The sequence below is a fragment of the Buttiauxella sp. BIGb0471 genome, from assembly GCF_024807715.1.
Classification (GTDB): domain Bacteria; phylum Pseudomonadota; class Gammaproteobacteria; order Enterobacterales; family Enterobacteriaceae; genus Buttiauxella; species Buttiauxella agrestis.
Map to the genome: position 1 here is coordinate 651005 of NZ_JANUEU010000003.1, position 20552 is coordinate 671556.

The following is a 20552-nucleotide window of genomic DNA, read 5'->3' on the forward strand; positions in this document are numbered from 1 at the left end:
ATCCTATTGCACAGCAAATTGTTGGCGAATTTTACGCATCAGCAAGAAAATCCATGGCCAGAGCACACCATTTACGACGCTACTCCAGAAGATTTCCGGACGGAAAGAGACGTTGATGACTAAAAATTCAGACCAGAAAACAATGACATCCGTCATCAGCGACAACAGCATAACGACCAGAGCCTGTTGCCAAAGCGCCAGATTACGGAATAGCTGATATTTCAACGCCACCAGATAAGCAACGATGCTCAGAGACAACGCCCGCACGCCAAGGGTGGAACCACTGATCAGATCCAGTATGGCACCCACCACAAAACCTGTGCCCACATTTACGCGGTGCGGCAATGCCAATATCCAGTACAGCAGGATCAGTAAAACCCAGTCCGGACGATAGACTTTCAAATCGTCAGGCCAGGGCATTACTTGTAATAGCAAGGCGATAAGGAAAGAGAGCCAGATTACCCAACGCCCCTGGCTACGGTAACTTCCCACTACTGCCCTCCCTGAGTCGCAGGAGCAGGAGAACCAGAGTTCACCGCAGGAGTCTGTACCACTCCCGTTGCCGGAGGTGGTACAGGAGCCGGAGCTGGCGGGCCAACAGAATCAGCCGGAGGTAAAACCTGCGGCATCATTTGCATCAAACGCTCATTGGCAACACGATGCACTTCATCCGGTGGCATCGGGGTTTTCCCTTCGCGATCCGCGCCCCATAACAGCAACAGATAACGCAGACGTTGCAGGCCAGCGGTTGGGCGTGCCTGAATCACGGTGTAAGCACGTTGAGTATCCAGTTTCACCGAAGAAACGACACCCACCGGATAACCTTCCGGGAAACGACCACCCAAGCCCGACGTCACCAACACATCGCCTACGCGGATGTCAGTGTTTGCCGGCAAATGTTCCAGTTGCAGATCGTCAGTGCAGCCGTTACCCGCCGCAATAATACGAATATCATTACGCAGAACCTGAATGGGCAGCGCATGGGTCGCATCGCAGATCAGCAAAACGCGGCTGGTGAGTTTCGCTACCGCGACAACCTGCCCAACAACGCCTTTATCACTAATGACAGGTTGGCCTTCATAAACTCCGTTGACGCTGCCTTTATCAATAACCACCTGGTCACTGTAAGGATCGTTAACGGTTGAAATAACCTGTGTCACCATTTTTTGCTCGTCCTGACGCAACGGTGATCCAAGCAGTTCGCGCAGGCGTGCGTTTTCCTGACGATATTGACCCATCATCAGTAATTCGCTGTTTTTCAGGATCAACTCCTGACGCAGTGCACGATTTTCGAGTTCTAGCTGGTCGCGTGATGCCAGTGTTTGCGAGACGCTGTCGAGCAATTCACGGGGACCATTTGAGACAAAATAGAAAGGGCTGACGGCAGTATCCATATACGTTCGAATCTGACTGAACGTACCCAGGCGACTATCGGCAATCATTACACCAATCGCCACCAGCACCGCCAGAATAAGGCGAAACTGTAACGAAGGGCCACGGCTAAAAATTGGCTTCATAGGCTATGCGTATTCCAGGGCCAGCAAGAAAGGGCAGTCTTGATGACTGCCCCTTACGTGCGGCTGATTACTCTTCGCTGAACAAGTCGCCGCCGTGCATGTCGATCATCTCCAGTGCCTTGCCGCCGCCACGGGCTACGCAAGTCAATGGATCTTCTGCAACTACTACCGGAATGCCTGTTTCTTCCATCAGCAGACGGTCGAGGTTACGCAGCAATGCGCCGCCACCGGTCAGAACCATACCGCGCTCAGAGATATCGGACGCCAGTTCTGGTGGACACTGCTCCAGTGCAACCATCACCGCACTCACGATCCCCGTCAATGGCTCTTGCAGGGCTTCGAGGATTTCATTGGAATTCAGGGTAAAGCCACGTGGAACACCCTCCGCCAGGTTACGACCACGCACTTCGATTTCAAGCACTTCATCGCCTGGGTAAGCAGAACCGATTTCGTGTTTGATACGTTCAGCGGTTGCTTCACCAATCAGTGAACCGTAGTTACGGCGCACATAATTAATGATGGCTTCATCAAAGCGGTCACCACCAATACGCACGGAAGAGGAGTAAACCACGCCATTCAGAGAGATAACGGCAACTTCAGTTGTACCACCACCGATATCCACAACCATAGAACCGGTTGCTTCAGAAACTGGCAGGCCAGCACCGATAGCCGCAGCCATTGGCTCTTCAATCAAGAAGACTTCACGAGCACCAGCGCCTTGAGCGGATTCACGGATTGCACGACGCTCAACCTGGGTTGCACCGACTGGCACACACACAAGAACGCGTGGGCTTGGGCGCATAAAGCTATTGCTATGCACTTGTTTAATGAAGTGTTGCAGCATTTTTTCGGTCACGAAGAAATCGGCGATAACGCCATCTTTCATCGGACGGATAGCTGCGATATTGCCAGGGGTACGACCCAGCATCTGTTTAGCATCATGGCCTACGGCCGCAACACTTTTAGGTGAACCGGCACGATCCTGGCGAATGGCCACGACCGATGGCTCATTCAGTACGATGCCTTGTCCTTTTACATAAATCAGGGTATTCGCGGTACCCAGGTCAATGGACAGGTCATTGGAAAACATGCCACGAAATTTTTTCAACATACTAAGGGATAATCCTGAAAGCTGGGGCGGAAACAAAATCCGCTTACTTTACCAACCACTCATTGCAGCGACAAGGCGCAAAAATGTTCTGCAATGGTGAAAAATTGTGCAGTTTACTACGACTGTTACACCTTCGACACGTTTATCCCCAAAATGCAGAGGAAATAAACAAACGCTGTAGGTTAAACGAACAGTGCAAGGAAGCAAACTGGGTTCATTTCGTGCTTCAACAATCTGGTCAGCAGGCGTATTCGCCCCCTTGAGATGCAGCGCGCGTTATTCTACGTGAAATATTTATAAACGGCAGGTTAAACCGAATATCTTTGCGAATATTTTTTCACGTTGCTATCGAGGGGTTGTGAGGCGGCAAAAAAATCGCCCTGAGCACCCGTCACGCCTTTCTCCACCAGTGTCTGCCATTCACTTCGAGTTCTTACTCCCACCGCAAAAACTTGCGTCTGAGTCCCGTTACATGCCTCCACCAGGCTTTGAACAAACAGCTGATTTTCGGTTCGTTTCTCAATGTTTCTCACAAGCCCTGGGTGCAGTTTTATCAACTCCACATCCAACTCTTTAATATAAGACGTACCGACTACGGTCAAACCGGCCTGAGACACAGCAATTCTGGCTCCCAGCGCTTTGATTAAACGAACTACAGGTTGTAAACGGCTGATGTGTTGACAAACATCTGCCTCTGCAAGTTCAAAAAGAATACGTCGGCGTAAAGATTTTTCTGACTGCATCAGTGCATCACGCAGCCAACGCTGGAAGGGCACGCGAATTAATGATTCGACAGAGACCTGAATTGCCAGCGTTTCCTCTGGCCAGAAACCGGCTAACGGTAACAAACGTGCAATGGTTTGTCGGTCATATTGCTCCGATAAACCAAACTGTTTCACCATCGGCAAATATTCCGCCGCCAGCACTTCTTGCTCGCCGTCGAAAATTCGACACATGATTTCACGGTGGTGCACATAGCCATCGCGCTTGACCGACGGCTTTTGATAAAATCGTGGGCCACCACGCTGCAAGACTTGCTCAATGAGCGTACGCCATTTAACGTTGCCGCGCCCTTTTTCAGGCAAAGTATCGTCATACACCGACCAACCGTTGGTTCCCTGCAAGGAAGCGTTTCGCGTCGCCACCTCTGCATTCTCCATCACTTGCTCTTTGGTTTGCCCGCTACGCCATGCGCAAATACCGATGTGCATCATGTCATTACGATCGAGCATCCGTGTCGGCGGTAACGAATCAACGGCTTTTAACAGCTGGCTGGCAATGCTATCGGCTTCTTTTAATGTGCGATGCGGTAACAGAACGGCAAAGTCGCTGCGGAAGTAGCGTGCCAGCAAAGCACCCGGATAGCGCATCACAAATGTCGATAGCATATTAATAATGGTAAACAAATATTCTTCTACTGCACTTCGCCCCCACGTTTCATGCAAGGTATCGAAGTCCGGCAAACGAATGATCATCACCACCCCGTGCGCACCAACTTGTTCTTGCTCATCAAGTAAAGTGGCCAGTTGGTTATCAAAAAACAGACGATTGTTCAGGCCAGTTTTCGCATCCTGGGCGGCGAAAGCACGAATTAATGTATCCATTCTGCTCCGTTGATCGCTGGCATTCTGTAGATCGGATAGCAGCAAATCGAGTGCGCTGCTGGCTTGAGGCGGCCATTCCAGCACCGAACCACGCGCCCCAACGCCGCGCTCACCGTTGAGGATACGGCGTGCCCTATCCTCCAGTAACTCTTGCCCGGCGAGTTGCTTTTTCATCCAGCGAATAGCAAAGAACAACACGATTAGCATGAAGCCGACCGTGATAGAAAGGGGGACTGTCGTGAATAAAGAGTTGTAGTAATTCGCAACTGGGTCGCGATATGTCAGGCTCAGAAACATCCCTGGATGCTTCATTAATTCAACGGTCACGGTGCGAAAACTGTAGCTGTTTCCCAACAAGCTATAGGTTTGGGCCAGTTGATGTTGATAAACGGTGTTATCGCCTATTTTGAAATCGACCTCGGTGATATCAATGGGGACCATCACTTCGTTGAGGCGTTTGATCAAATCTTGCGGGGAACTTGAAACCAGTTCGTTATCAATAATGGTGGCAACCGCAACCACGCGTTGATGAACTTTAAAGTGCATCGCATTGAAGAAGCTTAATGAACAGCCGACGAGCGTCACAAAAATCGCGAGGCCGGTCAGTAGTGTCATAAAAGCAGAAAGTTTCGTCGTTAATCGCATCCTTGTGTTAACTCCGTTTGGTGAAGATATACTGCCAAAACACCCTAAGGCCTCGTCTGATGCGGCATTACATAGCAAAAGCGCTGGCCTGGCAAACGCAGTGAACAGATTTTCACCCTTTGTTGCACCCGGCATTCTTTACACACCAGATTTCAAGTATAGCCTTCAGCCATTTTTTTCCCATGAACGTGATTCCAGCGTTGCCTGAGAGTGTCTAATTTTCAATTTTTTGTGACATATTCGCAGGGTTGTTCGTTCTCCGTCATGCTTAACGTATTAAGCAACGCAGGAGTTTAAGATGAAGAAGGTCACGCGCTTTACCGAAGCAGATGTCACAGCCGAATCCGTTTTTATGATGAAACGCCGTCAGGTACTGAAAGCGCTGGGGATCAGTGCCGCCGCGCTCTCCATTCCTCAAACGACACATGCCGATATTCTTTCCTGGTTTAAAGGCAATGACAGGCCACCAGCGCCGTCGGGCAAACCGCTGCAATTTAGCCAGCCCGAGCAGTGGCAATCAAAACTCGCCATGACACCAGAAGACAAAGTCACCGGATACAATAACTTTTATGAGTTCGGGTTAGATAAAGCCGACCCCGCCGCTAACGCCGGTAGCCTCAAAACCGAGCCGTGGAAAATCACTATTAGTGGCGAAGTGGCAAAACCCCAAACTCTCGATCTGGACGATCTGTATAAGAAATTCCCGCTGGAGCAGCGAATCTATCGCATGCGCTGTGTTGAAGCCTGGTCGATGGTGGTGCCGTGGATCGGTTTCCCATTGAGCAAGTTGCTGGCAATGGTTGAACCCACCAGCAAGGCGAAATATGTCGCCTTTGAAACCCTTTATGATCCGGAACAAATGCCGGGGCAAAAAGACCGCTTTATTGGCGGCGGGTTAAAATATCCCTACGTGGAGGGTCTGCGCCTCGATGAAGCGATGAATCCTTTAACATTGCTCACGGTTGGTGTTTATGGCAAAGCCCTCCCGCCACAAAACGGGGCTCCAATTCGACTCACCGTGCCGTGGAAATATGGTTTCAAAGGGATTAAGTCGATTGTCAGCATTAAATTAGTAAGCGAATTACCGCCCACGACCTGGAATATGGCCGCTCCCAACGAATACGGATTTTATGCCAACGTTAACCCGAACGTAGACCACCCGCGCTGGTCGCAAGCAAGCGAAAGATTCATTGGTTCTGGTGGTGTGCTCGATGTGAAACGTCAGCCGACGCTGCTGTTTAATGGCTATGCCGATCAGGTCGCTTCGTTGTATCGCGGCTTAAATCTGAAGGAGAACTTCTAACGTGAGACTCACGGCGAAGCAAATTACCTGGCTTAAAGTGGTGCTGCATCTCGCCGCCTTCTTGCCGTTCTTGTGGCTATTTTATGCGGCAAGCCAGGGGCTTTTAAGCGCCGATCCTGCAAAAGATATCCAACATTTTACCGGCAGAATGGCACTAAAATTGTTGCTGGCAACGCTCCTGGTCACACCGCTGGCCCGCTACGGAAAACAACCGCTACTGATTCGCACCCGTCGCCTGTTGGGATTATGGTGCTTTGCCTGGGCATCGCTTCATTTAACCAGTTACGCGATGCTGGAGTTGGGCATTAGCAATTTGTCGCTGCTTGGAAGAGAACTGGTCACGCGCCCGTATTTAACTTTAGGAATAATCAGTTGGTTGGTGCTGTTATCATTGGCGGCAACGTCGACCCAATCATTGCAACGAAAGTTAGGTCCGCGCTGGCAAAAACTGCACAACCTCGTCTATCTTGTCGCTATCCTCGCACCTGTTCATTATCTGTGGTCAGTGAAGGTTATTTCCCCGCAACCACTGCTGTATGCTCTGGGCGCATTCATTCTGCTGGCCTTGCGCTACAAGAAATTCAGACAGTGGCGGCGATAACTCCAGATATGTGCTCATCCGTGCAAAAAAGTGATCAACCCGTCCCTTAAAAAGGATATGAGTTGATCATCTTCCCTGATAAGACCAGTATTTAGCTGCCAATTGCTACGAAATCGTTATAATGTGCGACTTTGGTTTTTCTGACAGGCCATTTTCTGGCTCTGAAGGTGACAACCGAGCAACTTAGGTATATTTTGTAAAATACCTACAAATTGCAGGAGATGGCAGCACGATGTCGGCTAATTTTCACATTTTGCTTTTGAACGGTCCGAATCTTAACATGCTGGGTACACGTGAGCCTGAGAAGTACGGCACGCTGACTTTAGCTCAAATTGTTAACTCGCTCGAAGACGAAGCGAAAACGTTAAATGTCTCGTTCAGCCACCTGCAATCTAATGCGGAATATGAGTTGATCGACCGAATTCATCAGGCTAAAGACACTGTCGATTTTATTCTGATTAATCCGGCCGCGTTTACACATACGAGCGTTGCGCTGCGTGATGCCTTGCTGGCCGTGGATATCCCGTTTATCGAGATCCACCTCAGTAATGTTCATGCACGCGAGCCGTTCCGCCATCATTCGTATCTTTCTGATAAAGCGGTTGGTGTCATCTGCGGATTAGGCGCTGACGGCTATTCATATGCACTACAGACGGCGGTAAAACGCTTGTCAAAATCCATCTAAACAAGAGTACGGAACCCACTCATGGATATTCGTAAGATTAAAAAACTGATCGAGCTGGTTGAAGAATCAGGCATCTCCGAACTGGAAATTTCTGAAGGCGAAGAGTCTGTTCGTATCAGTCGCGCACCGGCAAACGCTGGTTTCCCGATGATGCAACAGGCTTATGCAGCTCCAATGTACCAGCCGCAGCCAACTCTGGCTGGCGCTGTTGCTCCTGCCGCAACACCGGTAATGGAAGCGCCAGCGGCTGCTGAAGTCAGTGGTCACATCGTGCGTTCCCCAATGGTCGGTACTTTCTACCGCACCCCAAGCCCGGATGCTAAATCATTTGTTGAAGTTGGCCAGAAAGTTAACGTTGGCGACACGCTTTGCATCGTTGAAGCGATGAAAATGATGAACCAGATCGAAGCTGATAAAGCCGGTGTGGTGAAAGCCATCCTGGTTGAAAATGGTCAACCGGTTGAATTTGACGAGCCGCTGGTCGTCATCGAGTAACGAGGCGAACATGCTGGATAAAATTGTCATCGCAAACCGTGGCGAGATTGCCCTGCGTATTCTTCGTGCCTGCAAAGAGCTGGGCATCAAGACTGTCGCTGTGCATTCCACTGCGGATCGCGATTTAAAACACGTTTTGCTGGCGGATGAAACCGTTTGTATCGGTCCTGCTCCGTCCGTAAAAAGCTATCTGAATATCCCGGCAATCATCTCTGCGGCAGAAATTACTGGCGCGGTGGCGATTCACCCGGGTTACGGCTTCCTGTCTGAAAACGCCAACTTTGCTGAACAAGTTGAGCGCTCAGGCTTTATCTTCATTGGCCCGCGTGCTGATACTATCCGCCTGATGGGCGATAAAGTTTCTGCAATCAATGCAATGAAGAAAGCTGGCGTACCATGCGTACCAGGATCTGACGGCCCACTGGACGGCGATATGGATAAAAACCGTGCCCATGCGAAACGCATCGGCTACCCGGTTATTATCAAAGCGTCTGGCGGCGGTGGCGGTCGTGGTATGCGCGTTGTACGTGGCGATGCAGACCTGGAACAATCCATTAATATGACCCGTGCGGAAGCAAAAGCTGCTTTCAACAACGATATGGTCTATATGGAGAAGTACCTCGAAAACCCACGCCACATCGAGATTCAAGTTCTTGCTGATGGCCAGGGTAACGCTATTTATCTGGCTGAACGTGACTGCTCTATGCAGCGTCGTCACCAGAAAGTTGTTGAAGAAGCGCCAGCACCAGGCATCACGCCTGAGCTGCGTAAATTCATCGGTGAGCGCTGCTCTAAAGCGTGTATCGATATCAACTATCGCGGCGCGGGTACTTTCGAGTTCCTGTTCGAAAACGGTGAGTTCTACTTTATCGAGATGAACACCCGTATTCAGGTTGAGCACCCGGTAACAGAAATGATCACCGGCGTTGACTTGATTAAAGAACAGCTTCGCATTGCAGCTGGGCAGCCACTGTCTATCAAGCAAGAAGATGTTCAGGTTCGTGGCCATGCGGTTGAATGCCGTATCAACGCCGAAGACCCGAATACCTTCCTGCCAAGCCCTGGTAAAATTACTCGTTGCCATGTGCCGGGTGGTTTTGGTGTACGTTGGGAATCGCATATCTATTCCGGCTACACCGTTCCTCCATACTACGATTCAATGATCGCGAAGCTCATCTGTTACGGTGAAACTCGTGAAGTGGCAATCGCGCGTATGAAGAACGCCCTGGCGGAACTGATCATCGATGGCATTAAAACCAACGTTGATTTGCAGACCCGCATTATGAACGACGAAAACTTCCAGCACGGTGGAACTAACATCCACTATCTGGAGAAAAAATTGGGTCTTCAGGACTAAGTTTTCTCAAGTAGTTACATCGTTAAAAGGCCGGTTATCCGGCCTTTTTCTTTTTTGATCCTCAATTTGTCGCTATGCGTTACAATCGCCGCTTTCCGCCAACTCAAGGGACAATAATGGACGCGCGTTTTGTTCAGGCCCATAAAGAAGCCCGCTGGGCGCTTTGGCTCACCCTTCTCTACCTTGCAGCATGGTTAGTGGCTGCTTACTTACCTGATAACCAAATCGGCCCAACCGGTCTCCCGCACTGGTTTGAAATGGCATGCCTGCTGGTACCTCTGCTGTTTATTTTGCTGTGCTGGGCGATGGTGAAGTTTATCTTCCGTGATATTCCGTTGGAGGATGATCATGCAGCTTGAAGTCATTTTGCCGCTAGTGGCGTATTTACTGGTGGTTTTTGGCATTTCTATGTACGCCATGAAACGCCGCACTACGGGTAATTTCCTCAACGAATATTTCCTCGGCAGCCGTTCGATGGGTGGGTTCGTATTAGCGATGACGCTCACCGCAACCTATATCAGCGCCAGTTCCTTTATTGGCGGGCCAGGGGCGGCTTATAAGTACGGCCTTGGTTGGGTATTACTGGCGATGATTCAGCTCCCGGCAGTGTGGTTATCATTGGGGATTCTGGGCAAAAAGTTTGCCATTCTTGCGCGTCGCTATAATGCCGTGACCCTGAACGACATGCTGTACGCTCGCTACCAAAGCCGACTATTAGTCTGGCTGGCAAGTATTAGCCTGCTGGTGGCTTTTGTCGGTGCCATGACCGTTCAATTCATCGGCGGTGCGCGTTTACTGGAAACCGCTGCAGGGATTCCTTACGAAACGGGATTGCTAATTTTTGGCATCAGTATCGCCCTTTACACCGCTTTTGGTGGCTTCCGCGCAAGCGTTCTCAACGATGCGATGCAAGGTATGGTGATGCTGGTTGGAACGATTTTGCTGTTGGTTGGCATTGTTCACGCAGCAGGTGGGTTGCATAACGCGGTCGATACGCTCCAGCGTATCGACCCGAAACTGGTGTCTCCTCAGGGGGCTGATGACATCCTGTCCCCAACATTTATGACATCGTTCTGGGTCCTGGTTTGTTTTGGGGTGATAGGCTTGCCGCACACGGCAGTACGTTGCATCTCTTATAAAGACAGCAAAGCTGTACACCGTGGGATTATCCTCGGCACGATTGTGGTGGCGATTTTGATGTTTGGTATGCATTTGGCGGGTGCGTTAGGCCGTGCAGTGATACCGGATTTGAAAGTACCGGATTTAGTTATCCCAACATTAATGGTCACAGTTCTACCGCCGTTTGCTGCGGGGATTTTCCTCGCGGCACCGATGGCGGCAATCATGTCGACAATTAATGCCCAATTGCTGCAATCATCCGCTACGATCGTCAAAGATCTTTATCTCAATATGCGCCCGGAGCAAATCCATAACGAGACGCGCCTGAAAAGAATGTCTTCGGTGATCACGCTGATCCTTGGCGCGCTGTTGTTGCTTGCGGCGTGGCGTCCGCCAGAGATGATCATCTGGCTGAATTTACTGGCGTTTGGTGGGCTCGAAGCTGTGTTCCTGTGGCCGCTGGTTTTGGGCCTCTATTGGGAGCGTGCTAATGCAGTCGGCGCACTGAGCGCGATGATTATTGGCGGTGGGCTTTATGCCGCGCTGGCGAGCTTCAAAATCCAGCTATTTGGCTTCCACCCAATTGTGCCATCCTTGTTACTAAGTTTGCTGGCGTTCCTGGTAGGCAACCGTTTCGGTCAGCCACTGCCCGCCCCAGCACTCGTTCCAACTACTGATAAATAAAGAGTTTCGCTATGCCATGGATTCAACTGAAAATTAATACCACCGGCGCAACCGCTGAAGAGCTCGGCGATGCACTGATCGAAAGCGGCGCAGTATCCGTGACCTTTCAGGATACCCATGACACACCGGTATTCGAGCCATTACCTGGCGAAACCCGTTTATGGGGCGATACCGATGTGATCGGTTTGTACGACGCTGAAGCTGACATGAACGAAGTGGTCGCCATTCTCGAAAGCTGCCCACTGCTGAGCGTTGGTTTCCACCATAAAATCGAGCAAATCGAAGACAAAGACTGGGAACGTGAATGGATGGATAACTTCCACCCAATGCGTTTTGGCCAGCGCCTGTGGATTTGCCCAAGCTGGCGTGATGTGCCCGACGCCAACGCTGTAAATGTCATGCTCGACCCAGGTCTGGCGTTCGGTACAGGCACGCACCCAACAACGTCGTTGTGCCTTGAGTGGCTTGATAGCTTAGATTTAGCAGGCAAAACCGTGATTGATTTCGGTTGTGGCTCCGGCATTCTTGCCATCGCAGCACTGAAATTGGGTGCAGCGCATGCGATTGGTATCGACATCGATCCACAAGCGATTCAAGCCAGCCGTGACAATGCGGAACGCAACGGTGTTTCTGAGCGTCTGGAACTGTATCTGCCGAAGGACCAACCAGAAGCCATGAGCGCCGACGTAGTGGTCGCTAACATCCTGGCAGGGCCATTACGTGAGTTAGCACCATTAATCAGCGTGCTCCCGGTTCAGGGCGGTTTCCTTGGGCTTTCTGGAGTTCTGGCAAGCCAGGCTGAAAGTGTCTGCGAAGCGTATCAGGATAAATTCACTCTCGACCCTGTTGCTGAAAAAGAAGAATGGTGCCGAATTACCGGCTTCAAACGCTAAGTCCCCTTAAAAGTGGCCAATTGGCCACTTTTACTCCTCACTTATTCCTAAATGTAACGCCCCCGCCATTTTTGCCCCTGCCTCCTGAAAGCCGAGTTTTATAATGCGCCGTTTCAAATGTGTCAGTTAAACGACGTTATTTAATAAAATTTATCAGGGAATGAATTAATGAAAACCACTTTGCGCACTCTGGCAGTTCTCGCAATGGGAATGCTGCCCGCTTTAGCAATGGCCTCTCACTGGAGTTACGAAGGTGAAGGTTCGCCAGAGCACTGGAGCGAAATCAGCCCAGAGAACCAAATGTGCAAGCAGGGTATGAATCAATCACCGATTGATATCGACAATACGCTTAAAGCGCACGTTAACCCGCTTAAAACCCGCTACGTTGACTCTCCGGCCACCATCATCAACAACGGTCATACGGTGCAGGCAGGTTTTACAGCCAATGCGAAAGATAGCGTGATGATTGATGGCGTCTCTTTCCAGCTCCAGCAGCTCCATTTCCATGCGCCAAGCGAGAACACGCTTCATGGCAAACATTACGATATGGAAATGCATCTGGTGCACAAGAATGCCGACGGGGAGCTTGCTGTGGTTGCAGTCATGTTCGAAACCGGAGCGGCAAACAGCGAGTTGAATAAGCTTTGGCAGGCGATGCCAGCGAAAGCAGAAGAGTCTGGCGAACTCACCCAGAAAATCGATATCAACAAACTGTTACCCTCTGACTTGAGCCACTATCGTTTCAGTGGCTCGCTGACAACGCCACCGTGTTCAGAAGGTGTCCGTTGGCTGGTGATGAAACACCCTGTGACGCTGTCTGAGCAACAACTGAAACAATTCACCTCAGTGATGCATCACGATAATAACCGTCCTGTACAGCCTTTACATGGCCGCGTGGTTGTTGAATAGATAGTCTATTAACGGGGTTTTTTACCCCGTTTTCATTTACTTTTCTCCCGCCTGACGTTAGCGTTTTCGCGCAAAAAAACGAGATTTCTCTCACATAAAAATGCATAAATCGGTGAACAAAGCAGCAGTTTATAGGGTGATAGCGGTCAAAATTGGTGAAGATTGCCTCCCGGCTTCACAAAAATCAAAAAGAGCATAAATAAACCAAATTAAATTAACTTGCTGATAATTATAATTAATTTGTTTTGGCTGTTATTCCATATGCGGATTCATTGATCTGCGACAGCTGATTGTTCAAAGTTTGGCCTTTCATCTGAGGCTAAAAATGCGTAATATACGCCGCCTTGCAGGCAAGTATGGTCATTTCTTAACTCATGCGCATTGGACACCACCAGCTCAGGAATCGACTGATTGCAGCACCGATGGCTGGAATTACTGACAGACCATTCAGGACGCTGTGTTACGAGATGGGGGCGGGGCTTACTGTTTCGGAGATGATGTCATCTAACCCAGAAGTTTGGGCGAGCGACAAATCACGTTTACGGATGGTGCACGTGAATGAACCAGGTATTCGCACCGTGCAAATTGCCGGTAGTGATCCTGATGAGATGGCAGAGGCCGCACGCATTAACGTGGCTAATGGCGCCCAGATTATTGATATCAATATGGGATGCCCAGCGAAAAAAGTGAATCGCAAACTCGCGGGTTCCGCTCTGCTGCAATACCCAAGTCTGGTGAAGTCTATCCTGACGACGGTAATTAACGCAGTTGATGTACCTGTGACGTTGAAGATTCGCACAGGCTGGGATACGGCGCACCGTAACTGTGAAGAGATTGCCCAACTGGCTGAAGACTGTGGCATTCAGGCTCTGACAATTCATGGACGCACCCGCGCCTGTTTATTTCAGGGAGATGCTGAATACGACAGCATTCGGGCAGTTAAGCAGAAAGTTTCCATTCCGGTAATCGCGAATGGTGACATTACTGACCCGCTTAAAGCCAGAGCTGTGCTTGACTATACAGGGGCTGATGCTCTGATGATAGGACGTGCAGCTCAGGGAAGACCCTGGATCTTTCGGGAAATCCAGTATTATCTGGACACTGGAGAGCTGCTTCCTCCCCTGCCTCTGGCAGAGGTGAAGCGCTTACTTTGCGGGCATATTCGCGAACTTCATGACTTTTATGGTCATGCAAAGGGATACCGGATTGCTCGCAAACACGTTTCCTGGTACCTACAGGAACACGCTCCAAATGACCAGTTTCGGCGCACATTCAACGCCATTGAGGATGCAAGCGAACAGCTTGAGGCGTTGGAGGCATACTTCGAAAATCTTGCGTAATTAGAAATAAAGAGCTGACAGAACTATGTTCGAACAACGCGTAAATTCTGACGTACTAACCGTTTCAACCGTTAACTCACAGGATCAGGTTACCCAAAAACCTCTGCGTGACTCCGTGAAACAGGCACTGAAGAACTATTTTGCTCAACTGAATGGTCAGGATGTTAATGATCTGTATGAGCTGGTATTGGCTGAAGTAGAGCAGCCATTGTTGGACATGGTGATGCAATACACCCGTGGCAACCAAACCCGCGCTGCCCTGATGATGGGCATCAACCGTGGCACGCTGCGTAAGAAATTGAAAAAATACGGCATGAACTGATATTAATCAGTTAACTTGTTGTTTAAAAAGGCGCTACTCGGCATGGGGAAGCGCCTTTTTTAATTTTGGTGATACGCGTGTGTAGAAACTCACACTAGCGCTCTGAGTTCTTCCCGCATATAGGAAGAAAAGTATTCAGGGTTTTTAATAACAATACGATTTTCAGACTCAACTTTTTCAGCCCAACCGGCCACCTTTTTCGTGAACTCAGTATTCCATCCCTCCTGATCACCGCGAGCCGTCACATCGGCAGCACTAACCGGTACGCCCAACTCTTTCAGATACTTAAAAATTCCTTTAGTTGTACTTTCGTCCATAGAATCTGGCGTTGATGCGGATGTATTCATACCGCCAATGTAGTCCAATGCTTTTTCAATGACAGTTGGCATATTCTTGTCCTTAAAATTGTCCATATTTTAAACGAGTCTGTGCATGCACCGACTCCCTCAGTTAACCATATGATTTAAAAGGTTACCATTATGGGTGAACACCCTTTTAAATAGTTGTGACACACTGAACGCTTCCTGAGGAAATGGTCACTTTTAAATCTGAAAAGTGGTTGCTGCTGGTGCAAGAACGAGCATGGTTGGAAGCGTTGCCTGTTGAATTATAGGCACGCCTTGAGAAGCGCGGTGTTAACCACGATAACTTTACTTTGCTATGCCGGATTAAAATCCGAAAATTCTCAAATTCATTTTCTCTCCACATTTATTTGCTTTTGCCCCCTTCTCTCCACTTTGTTTACACAGCACATGAATTGCAATTATTCCCTTCTCTCGCAAGGGTGATGACGGTGATAAAATCACCATATTCACGCCGGTTCAGGTTTGTAGATTTCCCGTAGCCCACAGCGCGAGTTATCCCTCACCGGGGTTTGTTTCAATGAGGTTCCAAATGAAAAAGCTAATTGCTGCTGCGTTGCTTTCAACACTTCTGGCAGGTTGTGCAACAGAGTCACCTTGCGTGCCTGTTTATGATGATCAGGGCCGCCTGGTGCACACCAATACCTGCATGAAAGGGACGACTCAGGATAACTGGGAAACCGCAGGCGCAATCGCCGGTGGTGCCGCTGCGATTGCAGGCTTAACGCTTGGTATCGTTGCATTAACTAAATAAGCATTCCGTTCGAATTACAAAAAGCGCGCCCAATCAGGGCGCGCTTTTTTATTGAGAAAATCCCTCTGCATCTTTTAAGTGCAAGCAAAGATAGCCCCTTCCTTTTTAGGTCGCCCCTGCAGCCCTTTTAGAGTGAAACAAATCACTCAGTTTCGTGCTTTTTTGTTTTGTTGCATCAAGAGCCGTGATGCTTCTCACACCCCAACATTAATAGCACCCAAGCTAATATTAACGTCAGAAACTACTTCTTTTCATATGATCTAAAACTGAAACTTTTTTGTGCTGAAATGTGGCGTAGGTTTCATTTTTGCACCGTTTCAGGGCGATGCGAGCGATTTTTCCTGTCTACACTCAGCTAACTGCGACGCGTAGTACACGCATACCGCGACTCGCAATCTTGGCACTCCCTTTGCTTTAACAAGACTGGCAGATGCCACAGACAGGAAAACGGCGCCACGCAAGCGCCAATACTTATAACGATAATTTCGCCACACAGGATGCATTATGAAAAAGACGCTACTCTCCACTCTGGTCGCAGCCGGTGCATTATTCGCAATCGTCGGGCAGGCTCACGCTGGGACCACGTTTGAAGCGGTAAAAAAGAAAGGTTTTGTGCAATGCGGGATTAGCGATGGCCTGCCAGGTTTTTCCTATGCTGATGCCAACGGGAAGTTTACCGGCATTGATGTAGACGTTTGTCGCGGTGTTGCTGCTGCGGTATTTGGGGATGCCTCGAAAGTTAAATACACCCCGCTGACAGCAAAAGAGCGTTTCACCGCCCTCCAGTCTGGCGAAGTGGACATTCTGTCGCGCAATACGACCTGGACGTCCTCTCGTGATGCTGGCATGGGCATGATGTTTACTGGCGTCACTTATTATGATGGTATCGGCTTCCTGACGCACAACAAAGCAGGTCTGAAGAGTGCGAAAGAGCTGGATGGCGCAACAGTTTGTATTCAAGCTGGTACAGACACAGAGTTGAACGTGGCTGACTACTTCAAAGCCAACAACATGAAGTACACCCCAGTGACCTTCGACCGTTCTGATGAATCAGCCAAAGCGCTGGAATCAGGCCGTTGCGATACGCTGGCTTCTGATCAGTCTCAGCTTTACGCCCTCCGTATCAAATTGAGTACGCCAGGCGAGTGGCTCGTTCTTCCTGAAGTCATCTCCAAAGAACCTCTTGGCCCGGTAGTTCGTCGCGGTGATGAAGATTGGTTCTCCATCGTACGCTGGACGCTGTTCGCTATGCTGAATGCCGAAGAAATGGGCGTTGACTCTAAAAACGTTGACCAGATGGCCGCTAACCCGACAACACCAGATATGGCGCATCTGTTAGGCAAAGAAGGCGATTTCGGTAAAGACCTCAAGCTCGATAACAAATGGGCCTATAACATCGTGAAGCAAGTGGGTAACTACGCTGAAATCTTTGAACATAACGTGGGTTCTGATAGCCCACTGAAGATTAAGCGCGGGCAAAATAATCTGTGGAATAAAGGTGGCATTCAGTACGCACCACCGGTTCGCTAAGCGAGACGTCAAAATGGGCACTGCCGCGGTAGTGCCCAGGGTTTGAGTTCATGTTATTGAGGTTCGCTTATGTCCCATCGCCGCCCACTCCTAAAAGGAGATCTCTCCTTTTCAAATCCTGCGGTTCGTGCGTGGCTGTATCAGATTATTGCGGTCGTCATCGTCGCTGGCATTGCCATTTACCTGATACACAACACCGTCACCAACCTTAGCAATCGTGGCATTACCTCCGGTTTTGCATTCCTGGATCGCAGCGCAGGCTTCGGTATTGTCCAGCATCTCATTGATTATGAGCAGGGCGATACTTATGGTCGGGTGTTTGTGGTCGGCCTGCTGAATACCCTTTTGGTTTCTGCATTATGCATCGTATTTGCTTCATTTATCGGCTTCTTCCTCGGTTTAGCCCGGCTTTCCGATAACTGGCTTCTACGCAAACTTTCTACTTTTTATATCGAGACGTTCCGCAATATCCCTCCTTTATTGCAGATTTTCTTCTGGTATTTTGCAGTACTGCGCAACTTACCCGGCCCCCGTCAGGCGGTTAATGCCTTTGATCTTCTCTTTCTGAGCAACCGTGGGCTTTACATCCCTTCTCCGCAAATAGGTGAAGGAATACTGGCCTTTATTGCTGCTATTGCGGCTGCATTGATCATTTCTGCGGGCCTGTTTCGCTACAACAAAATGCACCAGATAAAAACTGGGCAATTGCGCCGTACATGGCCCTTTGCTTTGGGTTTATTGATATTGCTGCCGATTGCGGCTCAATGGATTTTCGGCGCGGCACTGCATTGGGATGTCCCAGCTTTGCGTGGGTTCAACTTCCGCGGTGGTATGGTGCTTATTCCTGAGCTTGCGGCATTAACTCTCGCATTGTCGGTTTATACCTCCGCTTTTATTGCCGAAATTATTCGTGCCGGAATCCAGTCAGTTCCTTATGGCCAGCACGAAGCGGCGCGCTCATTAGGCATACCTAACCCGGTCACATTGCGCCAGGTCATCATTCCTCAGGCAATGCGCGTCATCATTCCACCGCTTACCAGTCAGTATCTCAATATCGTGAAAAACTCCTCTCTGGCGGCCGCTATTGGCTATCCGGATATGGTTTCTTTATTTGCCGGAACGGTGCTGAATCAGACGGGTCAAGCCATTGAAACTATTGCCATAACGATGTCGGTATATCTGATTATCAGCCTGACAATATCACTCTTGATGAATATCTATAATCGGCGAATAGCCCTGATTGAGCGCTAAGGAACCACGATGACAAAAGTATTAATGTCACATCACACGCGCCCAAAAGCTGTTCGGTCCGGAGCTGTGCAGTGGGCACGCAAGAATCTCTTTTCAAGCTGGTCTAATAGCTTACTGACTATTTTCTGTTTGTGGATGATGTGGGAGCTGATCCCGCCATTGTTAAACTGGACGATTTTCCAAGCGAACTGGATAGGTGAAAGCCGTGCTGATTGCACCAAAGAAGGTGCTTGTTGGGTGTTTATCCATGCACGTTTTGGGCAATTTATGTACGGACTTTATCCTCATGATCAGCGCTGGCGCATTAACCTGGCGCTTTTGATTGGCCTGGCTTCCATCATTCCTATGTTCTGGAATGCGATGCCGCGCCGGGGACGTTATATCGCGGTGTGGGCCGTCGTCTATCCATTGGTTGTTTGGGGTTTATTGTACGGTGGGTTTTTAGGGTTGGATCGTGTCGAAACACGTCAGTGGGGAGGGTTAACTTTAACGCTGATCATTGCATCCGTTGGGATCGCCGGAGCATTGCCGCTGGGGATCTTATTGGCATTAGGTCGCCGTTCAACAATGCCTGTCGTCAGAATTTTGTCGGTGGTGTTTATTGAATTCTGGCGCGGCGTGCCGCTAATCACCGTATTGTTTATGTCATCCGTCATGCTGCCGTTATTTCTATCCGAAGGGACAAGCATTGATAAATTGATCCGCGCATTGGTTGGCGTGATTTTGTTCCAGTCGGCCTATGTGGCAGAAGTTGTACGTGGCGGCTTACAGGCGCTACCAAAAGGGCAGTATGAAGCGGCGGAATCTCTGGCGCTGGGGTACTGGAAAACACAGGGGCTGGTTATCTTACCTCAAGCCCTAAAAATGGTCATTCCAGGCCTGGTTAATACCATTATCGCCCTATTCAAAGACACCAGTCTGGTGATCATTATTGGCTTGTTTGATCTCTTCAGTAGCGTGCAACAAGCCACGGTTGATCCCGCCTGGCTAGGCATGTCGACCGAAGGATATGTTTTTGCCGCGCTTATCTACTGGATTTTCTGCTTCAGTATGTCGCGCTACAGCCAGCATCTTGAAAAACGTTTTAACACCGGAAGAGCACCGCACTGAGGATGAATAAATGAGCCAAATGACTATGCAACCCGCTGATGCGATGATCATGCTGGAGAATGTTAATAAGTGGTACGGGCAATTTCACGTACTGAAAGATATTAATCTGAAGGTCAAACAAGGTGAACGTATTGTTCTATGCGGCCCTTCTGGTTCAGGTAAATCAACAACAATTCGTTGTATAAACCACCTGGAAGAGCATCAACAAGGGCGTATTGTTGTTGATGGAACCGAGCTGAATGATGATTTACGCAATATTGAGAAAGTGCGGACTGAGGTTGGCATGGTATTTCAGCACTTTAACCTTTTCCCACATCTGACCGTACTGCAAAACTGCACGCTTGCCCCGATTTGGGTGCGCAAAATGCCCAAGAAAGAGGCCGAAGCACTCGCAATGCATTACCTGGAACGCGTGCGAATTGCCGAGCACGCGCATAAATTCCCAGGACAAATCTCTGGTGGGCAACAGCAGCGTGTGGCGATTGCTCGCTCGTTATGTATGAAGCCCAAGATCATGCTGTTTGATGAACCCACTTCTGCACTCGATCCTGAGATGGTTAAAGAAGTGCTTGATACGATGATTGGCCTGGCAGAATCTGGCATGACGATGTTGTGTGTAACACACGAAATGGGCTTTGCACGAACGGTAGCTGATAGAGTTATCTTTATGGATCGAGGGGAAATTGTTGAACAAGCGCCCCCCGATGAGTTCTTTGCACATCCGAAGTCAGAGCGAACCAGAGCTTTCTTGTCGCAGGTCATTCATTGATATTCAAAGATAAAGGCCACGATAGTGGCCTTATTTTCCTGACAAAAATCCATAACAAGAAAGCCATCCTTTCGGATGGCCTTCTTGTTTATTTGAAGCCTGGCAGTTCCCTACTCTCGCATGGGGAGACCCCACACTACCATCGGCGCTACGGCGTTTCACTTCTGAGTTCGGCATGGGGTCAGGTGGGA

Annotated in this window: 21 protein-coding genes and 1 rRNA gene; 16 read left to right on the forward strand and 6 right to left on the reverse strand. The window is 49.4% G+C overall.

The window, feature by feature from the left end; genetic code table 11:
- Window positions 1–3: 3 nt before the first annotated feature.
- From mreD to csrD, 4 genes are all read right to left on the reverse strand, one after another.
- The gene (mreD, locus tag M2371_RS13755) at window positions 4–492 is read right to left on the reverse strand and encodes a rod shape-determining protein MreD (RefSeq protein WP_034498903.1); all 489 of its coding nucleotides are present in this window, start codon (window positions 490–492) and stop codon (window positions 4–6) included.
- Window positions 492–1517: a rod shape-determining protein MreC gene (gene mreC / locus M2371_RS13760; RefSeq protein WP_115627129.1), complete on the reverse strand. Its 1026-nt coding sequence runs from the start codon at window positions 1515–1517 to the stop codon at window positions 492–494. The genes mreD and mreC overlap by 1 nt, the downstream gene beginning before the upstream one ends.
- A gap of 67 nt (window positions 1518–1584) precedes the next feature.
- On the reverse strand, window positions 1585–2628 hold the full coding sequence (mreB, locus tag M2371_RS13765) for a rod shape-determining protein MreB (RefSeq protein WP_034498906.1): 1044 nt from the start codon (window positions 2626–2628) through the stop codon (window positions 1585–1587).
- A 308-nt stretch (window positions 2629–2936) separates the two neighbouring features.
- Window positions 2937–4877: an RNase E specificity factor CsrD gene (gene csrD / locus M2371_RS13770; RefSeq protein WP_172893093.1), complete on the reverse strand. Its 1941-nt coding sequence runs from the start codon at window positions 4875–4877 to the stop codon at window positions 2937–2939.
- Window positions 4878–5175: 298 nt separating this feature from the next.
- On the opposite strand from csrD, the gene msrP reads away from it, so the two are divergent.
- From msrP to fis, 11 genes are all read left to right on the forward strand, one after another.
- Window positions 5176–6180 (forward strand): protein-methionine-sulfoxide reductase catalytic subunit MsrP, encoded by a 1005-nt coding sequence (msrP, locus tag M2371_RS13775; protein WP_259267953.1) that lies wholly within the window; start codon window positions 5176–5178, stop codon window positions 6178–6180.
- A gap of 1 nt (window position 6181) precedes the next feature.
- Window positions 6182–6781 carry a protein-methionine-sulfoxide reductase heme-binding subunit MsrQ gene (gene msrQ / locus M2371_RS13780; protein ID WP_172893091.1) on the forward strand — a complete coding sequence of 200 codons (600 nt, stop codon included), beginning with the start codon at window positions 6182–6184 and terminating at the stop codon, window positions 6779–6781.
- A gap of 232 nt (window positions 6782–7013) precedes the next feature.
- Window positions 7014–7466 (forward strand): type II 3-dehydroquinate dehydratase, encoded by a 453-nt coding sequence (aroQ, locus tag M2371_RS13785; RefSeq protein ID WP_034498914.1) that lies wholly within the window; start codon window positions 7014–7016, stop codon window positions 7464–7466.
- A 21-nt stretch (window positions 7467–7487) separates the two neighbouring features.
- Entirely contained in the window at window positions 7488–7961 is a 474-nt protein-coding gene (gene accB, locus M2371_RS13790; RefSeq protein WP_034498916.1) for an acetyl-CoA carboxylase biotin carboxyl carrier protein, read from the forward strand.
- 10 nt (window positions 7962–7971) lie between these two features.
- Window positions 7972–9318, forward strand: coding sequence for an acetyl-CoA carboxylase biotin carboxylase subunit (gene accC, locus M2371_RS13795; protein ID WP_034498918.1), 1347 nt, complete (start codon window positions 7972–7974; stop codon window positions 9316–9318).
- Between the two features lie 116 nt (window positions 9319–9434).
- The gene (locus tag M2371_RS13800; protein WP_115627124.1) at window positions 9435–9677 is read left to right on the forward strand and encodes a YhdT family protein; all 243 of its coding nucleotides are present in this window, start codon (window positions 9435–9437) and stop codon (window positions 9675–9677) included.
- Window positions 9667–11121, forward strand: coding sequence for a sodium/pantothenate symporter (gene panF / locus M2371_RS13805; RefSeq protein ID WP_259267954.1), 1455 nt, complete (start codon window positions 9667–9669; stop codon window positions 11119–11121). Before M2371_RS13800 ends, panF begins: the two co-directional genes overlap by 11 nt.
- A gap of 11 nt (window positions 11122–11132) precedes the next feature.
- The gene (prmA, locus tag M2371_RS13810; RefSeq protein ID WP_034498923.1) at window positions 11133–12014 is read left to right on the forward strand and encodes a 50S ribosomal protein L11 methyltransferase; all 882 of its coding nucleotides are present in this window, start codon (window positions 11133–11135) and stop codon (window positions 12012–12014) included.
- Between the two features lie 168 nt (window positions 12015–12182).
- Window positions 12183–12923, forward strand: a complete 741-nt coding sequence (locus M2371_RS13815) for a carbonic anhydrase (protein WP_172893089.1) — start codon at window positions 12183–12185, stop codon at window positions 12921–12923.
- Between the two features lie 374 nt (window positions 12924–13297).
- The gene (gene dusB, locus M2371_RS13820) at window positions 13298–14263 is read left to right on the forward strand and encodes a tRNA dihydrouridine synthase DusB (protein WP_034498926.1); all 966 of its coding nucleotides are present in this window, start codon (window positions 13298–13300) and stop codon (window positions 14261–14263) included.
- Between the two features lie 25 nt (window positions 14264–14288).
- The gene (gene fis / locus M2371_RS13825; protein WP_000462905.1) at window positions 14289–14585 is read left to right on the forward strand and encodes a DNA-binding transcriptional regulator Fis; all 297 of its coding nucleotides are present in this window, start codon (window positions 14289–14291) and stop codon (window positions 14583–14585) included.
- Between the two features lie 89 nt (window positions 14586–14674).
- Here fis and M2371_RS13830 read toward each other — a convergent pair whose 3' ends face one another.
- On the reverse strand, window positions 14675–14998 hold the full coding sequence (locus M2371_RS13830; protein WP_072011214.1) for a DUF1889 family protein: 324 nt from the start codon (window positions 14996–14998) through the stop codon (window positions 14675–14677).
- A 481-nt stretch (window positions 14999–15479) separates the two neighbouring features.
- On the opposite strand from M2371_RS13830, the gene M2371_RS13835 reads away from it, so the two are divergent.
- The 5 genes from M2371_RS13835 to M2371_RS13855 all read left to right on the forward strand — a co-directional run bounded on the left by M2371_RS13835 (window position 15480) and on the right by M2371_RS13855 (window position 20361).
- On the forward strand, window positions 15480–15701 hold the full coding sequence (locus tag M2371_RS13835) for a hypothetical protein (protein WP_034498932.1): 222 nt from the start codon (window positions 15480–15482) through the stop codon (window positions 15699–15701).
- Between the two features lie 504 nt (window positions 15702–16205).
- Window positions 16206–17231: an amino acid ABC transporter substrate-binding protein gene (locus tag M2371_RS13840; RefSeq protein ID WP_172893083.1), complete on the forward strand. Its 1026-nt coding sequence runs from the start codon at window positions 16206–16208 to the stop codon at window positions 17229–17231.
- A 69-nt stretch (window positions 17232–17300) separates the two neighbouring features.
- Window positions 17301–18482 (forward strand): amino acid ABC transporter permease, encoded by a 1182-nt coding sequence (locus tag M2371_RS13845; protein WP_259267955.1) that lies wholly within the window; start codon window positions 17301–17303, stop codon window positions 18480–18482.
- Between the two features lie 9 nt (window positions 18483–18491).
- Window positions 18492–19592 carry an amino acid ABC transporter permease gene (locus M2371_RS13850; protein ID WP_259267956.1) on the forward strand — a complete coding sequence of 367 codons (1101 nt, stop codon included), beginning with the start codon at window positions 18492–18494 and terminating at the stop codon, window positions 19590–19592.
- Window positions 19593–19602: 10 nt separating this feature from the next.
- Window positions 19603–20361 carry an amino acid ABC transporter ATP-binding protein gene (locus tag M2371_RS13855; RefSeq protein WP_034498941.1) on the forward strand — a complete coding sequence of 253 codons (759 nt, stop codon included), beginning with the start codon at window positions 19603–19605 and terminating at the stop codon, window positions 20359–20361.
- 97 nt (window positions 20362–20458) lie between these two features.
- Here the strand turns inward: M2371_RS13855 and rrf are convergent.
- Window positions 20459–20552: ribosomal RNA gene (gene rrf, locus M2371_RS13860) — 5S ribosomal RNA — on the reverse strand; the annotation flags it as partial.

Excerpts from the sequence above, each read along its gene's own strand:
- panF (WP_259267954.1), top strand. The coding sequence starts at position 9,667 with ATGCAGCTTGAAGTCATTTTGCCGCTAGTGGCGTATTTACTGGTGGTT.
- msrP (WP_259267953.1), top strand. The coding sequence starts at position 5,176 with ATGAAGAAGGTCACGCGCTTTACCGAAGCAGATGTCACAGCCGAATCC.
- dusB (WP_034498926.1), top strand. The coding sequence starts at position 13,298 with ATGCGCATTGGACACCACCAGCTCAGGAATCGACTGATTGCAGCACCG.
- M2371_RS13815 (WP_172893089.1), top strand. The coding sequence starts at position 12,183 with ATGAAAACCACTTTGCGCACTCTGGCAGTTCTCGCAATGGGAATGCTG.
- M2371_RS13835 (WP_034498932.1), top strand. The coding sequence starts at position 15,480 with ATGAAAAAGCTAATTGCTGCTGCGTTGCTTTCAACACTTCTGGCAGGT.
- M2371_RS13840 (WP_172893083.1), top strand. The coding sequence starts at position 16,206 with ATGAAAAAGACGCTACTCTCCACTCTGGTCGCAGCCGGTGCATTATTC.
- accB (WP_034498916.1), top strand. The coding sequence starts at position 7,488 with ATGGATATTCGTAAGATTAAAAAACTGATCGAGCTGGTTGAAGAATCA.
- mreB (WP_034498906.1), bottom strand. The coding sequence starts at position 2,628 with ATGTTGAAAAAATTTCGTGGCATGTTTTCCAATGACCTGTCCATTGAC.
- M2371_RS13845 (WP_259267955.1), top strand. The coding sequence starts at position 17,301 with ATGTCCCATCGCCGCCCACTCCTAAAAGGAGATCTCTCCTTTTCAAAT.
- M2371_RS13850 (WP_259267956.1), top strand. The coding sequence starts at position 18,492 with ATGACAAAAGTATTAATGTCACATCACACGCGCCCAAAAGCTGTTCGG.
- aroQ (WP_034498914.1), top strand. The coding sequence starts at position 7,014 with ATGTCGGCTAATTTTCACATTTTGCTTTTGAACGGTCCGAATCTTAAC.
- M2371_RS13800 (WP_115627124.1), top strand. The coding sequence starts at position 9,435 with ATGGACGCGCGTTTTGTTCAGGCCCATAAAGAAGCCCGCTGGGCGCTT.
- fis (WP_000462905.1), top strand. The coding sequence starts at position 14,289 with ATGTTCGAACAACGCGTAAATTCTGACGTACTAACCGTTTCAACCGTT.
- csrD (WP_172893093.1), bottom strand. The coding sequence starts at position 4,877 with ATGCGATTAACGACGAAACTTTCTGCTTTTATGACACTACTGACCGGC.
- M2371_RS13830 (WP_072011214.1), bottom strand. The coding sequence starts at position 14,998 with ATGGACAATTTTAAGGACAAGAATATGCCAACTGTCATTGAAAAAGCA.
- accC (WP_034498918.1), top strand. The coding sequence starts at position 7,972 with ATGCTGGATAAAATTGTCATCGCAAACCGTGGCGAGATTGCCCTGCGT.
- prmA (WP_034498923.1), top strand. The coding sequence starts at position 11,133 with ATGCCATGGATTCAACTGAAAATTAATACCACCGGCGCAACCGCTGAA.
- mreC (WP_115627129.1), bottom strand. The coding sequence starts at position 1,517 with ATGAAGCCAATTTTTAGCCGTGGCCCTTCGTTACAGTTTCGCCTTATT.
- M2371_RS13855 (WP_034498941.1), top strand. The coding sequence starts at position 19,603 with ATGAGCCAAATGACTATGCAACCCGCTGATGCGATGATCATGCTGGAG.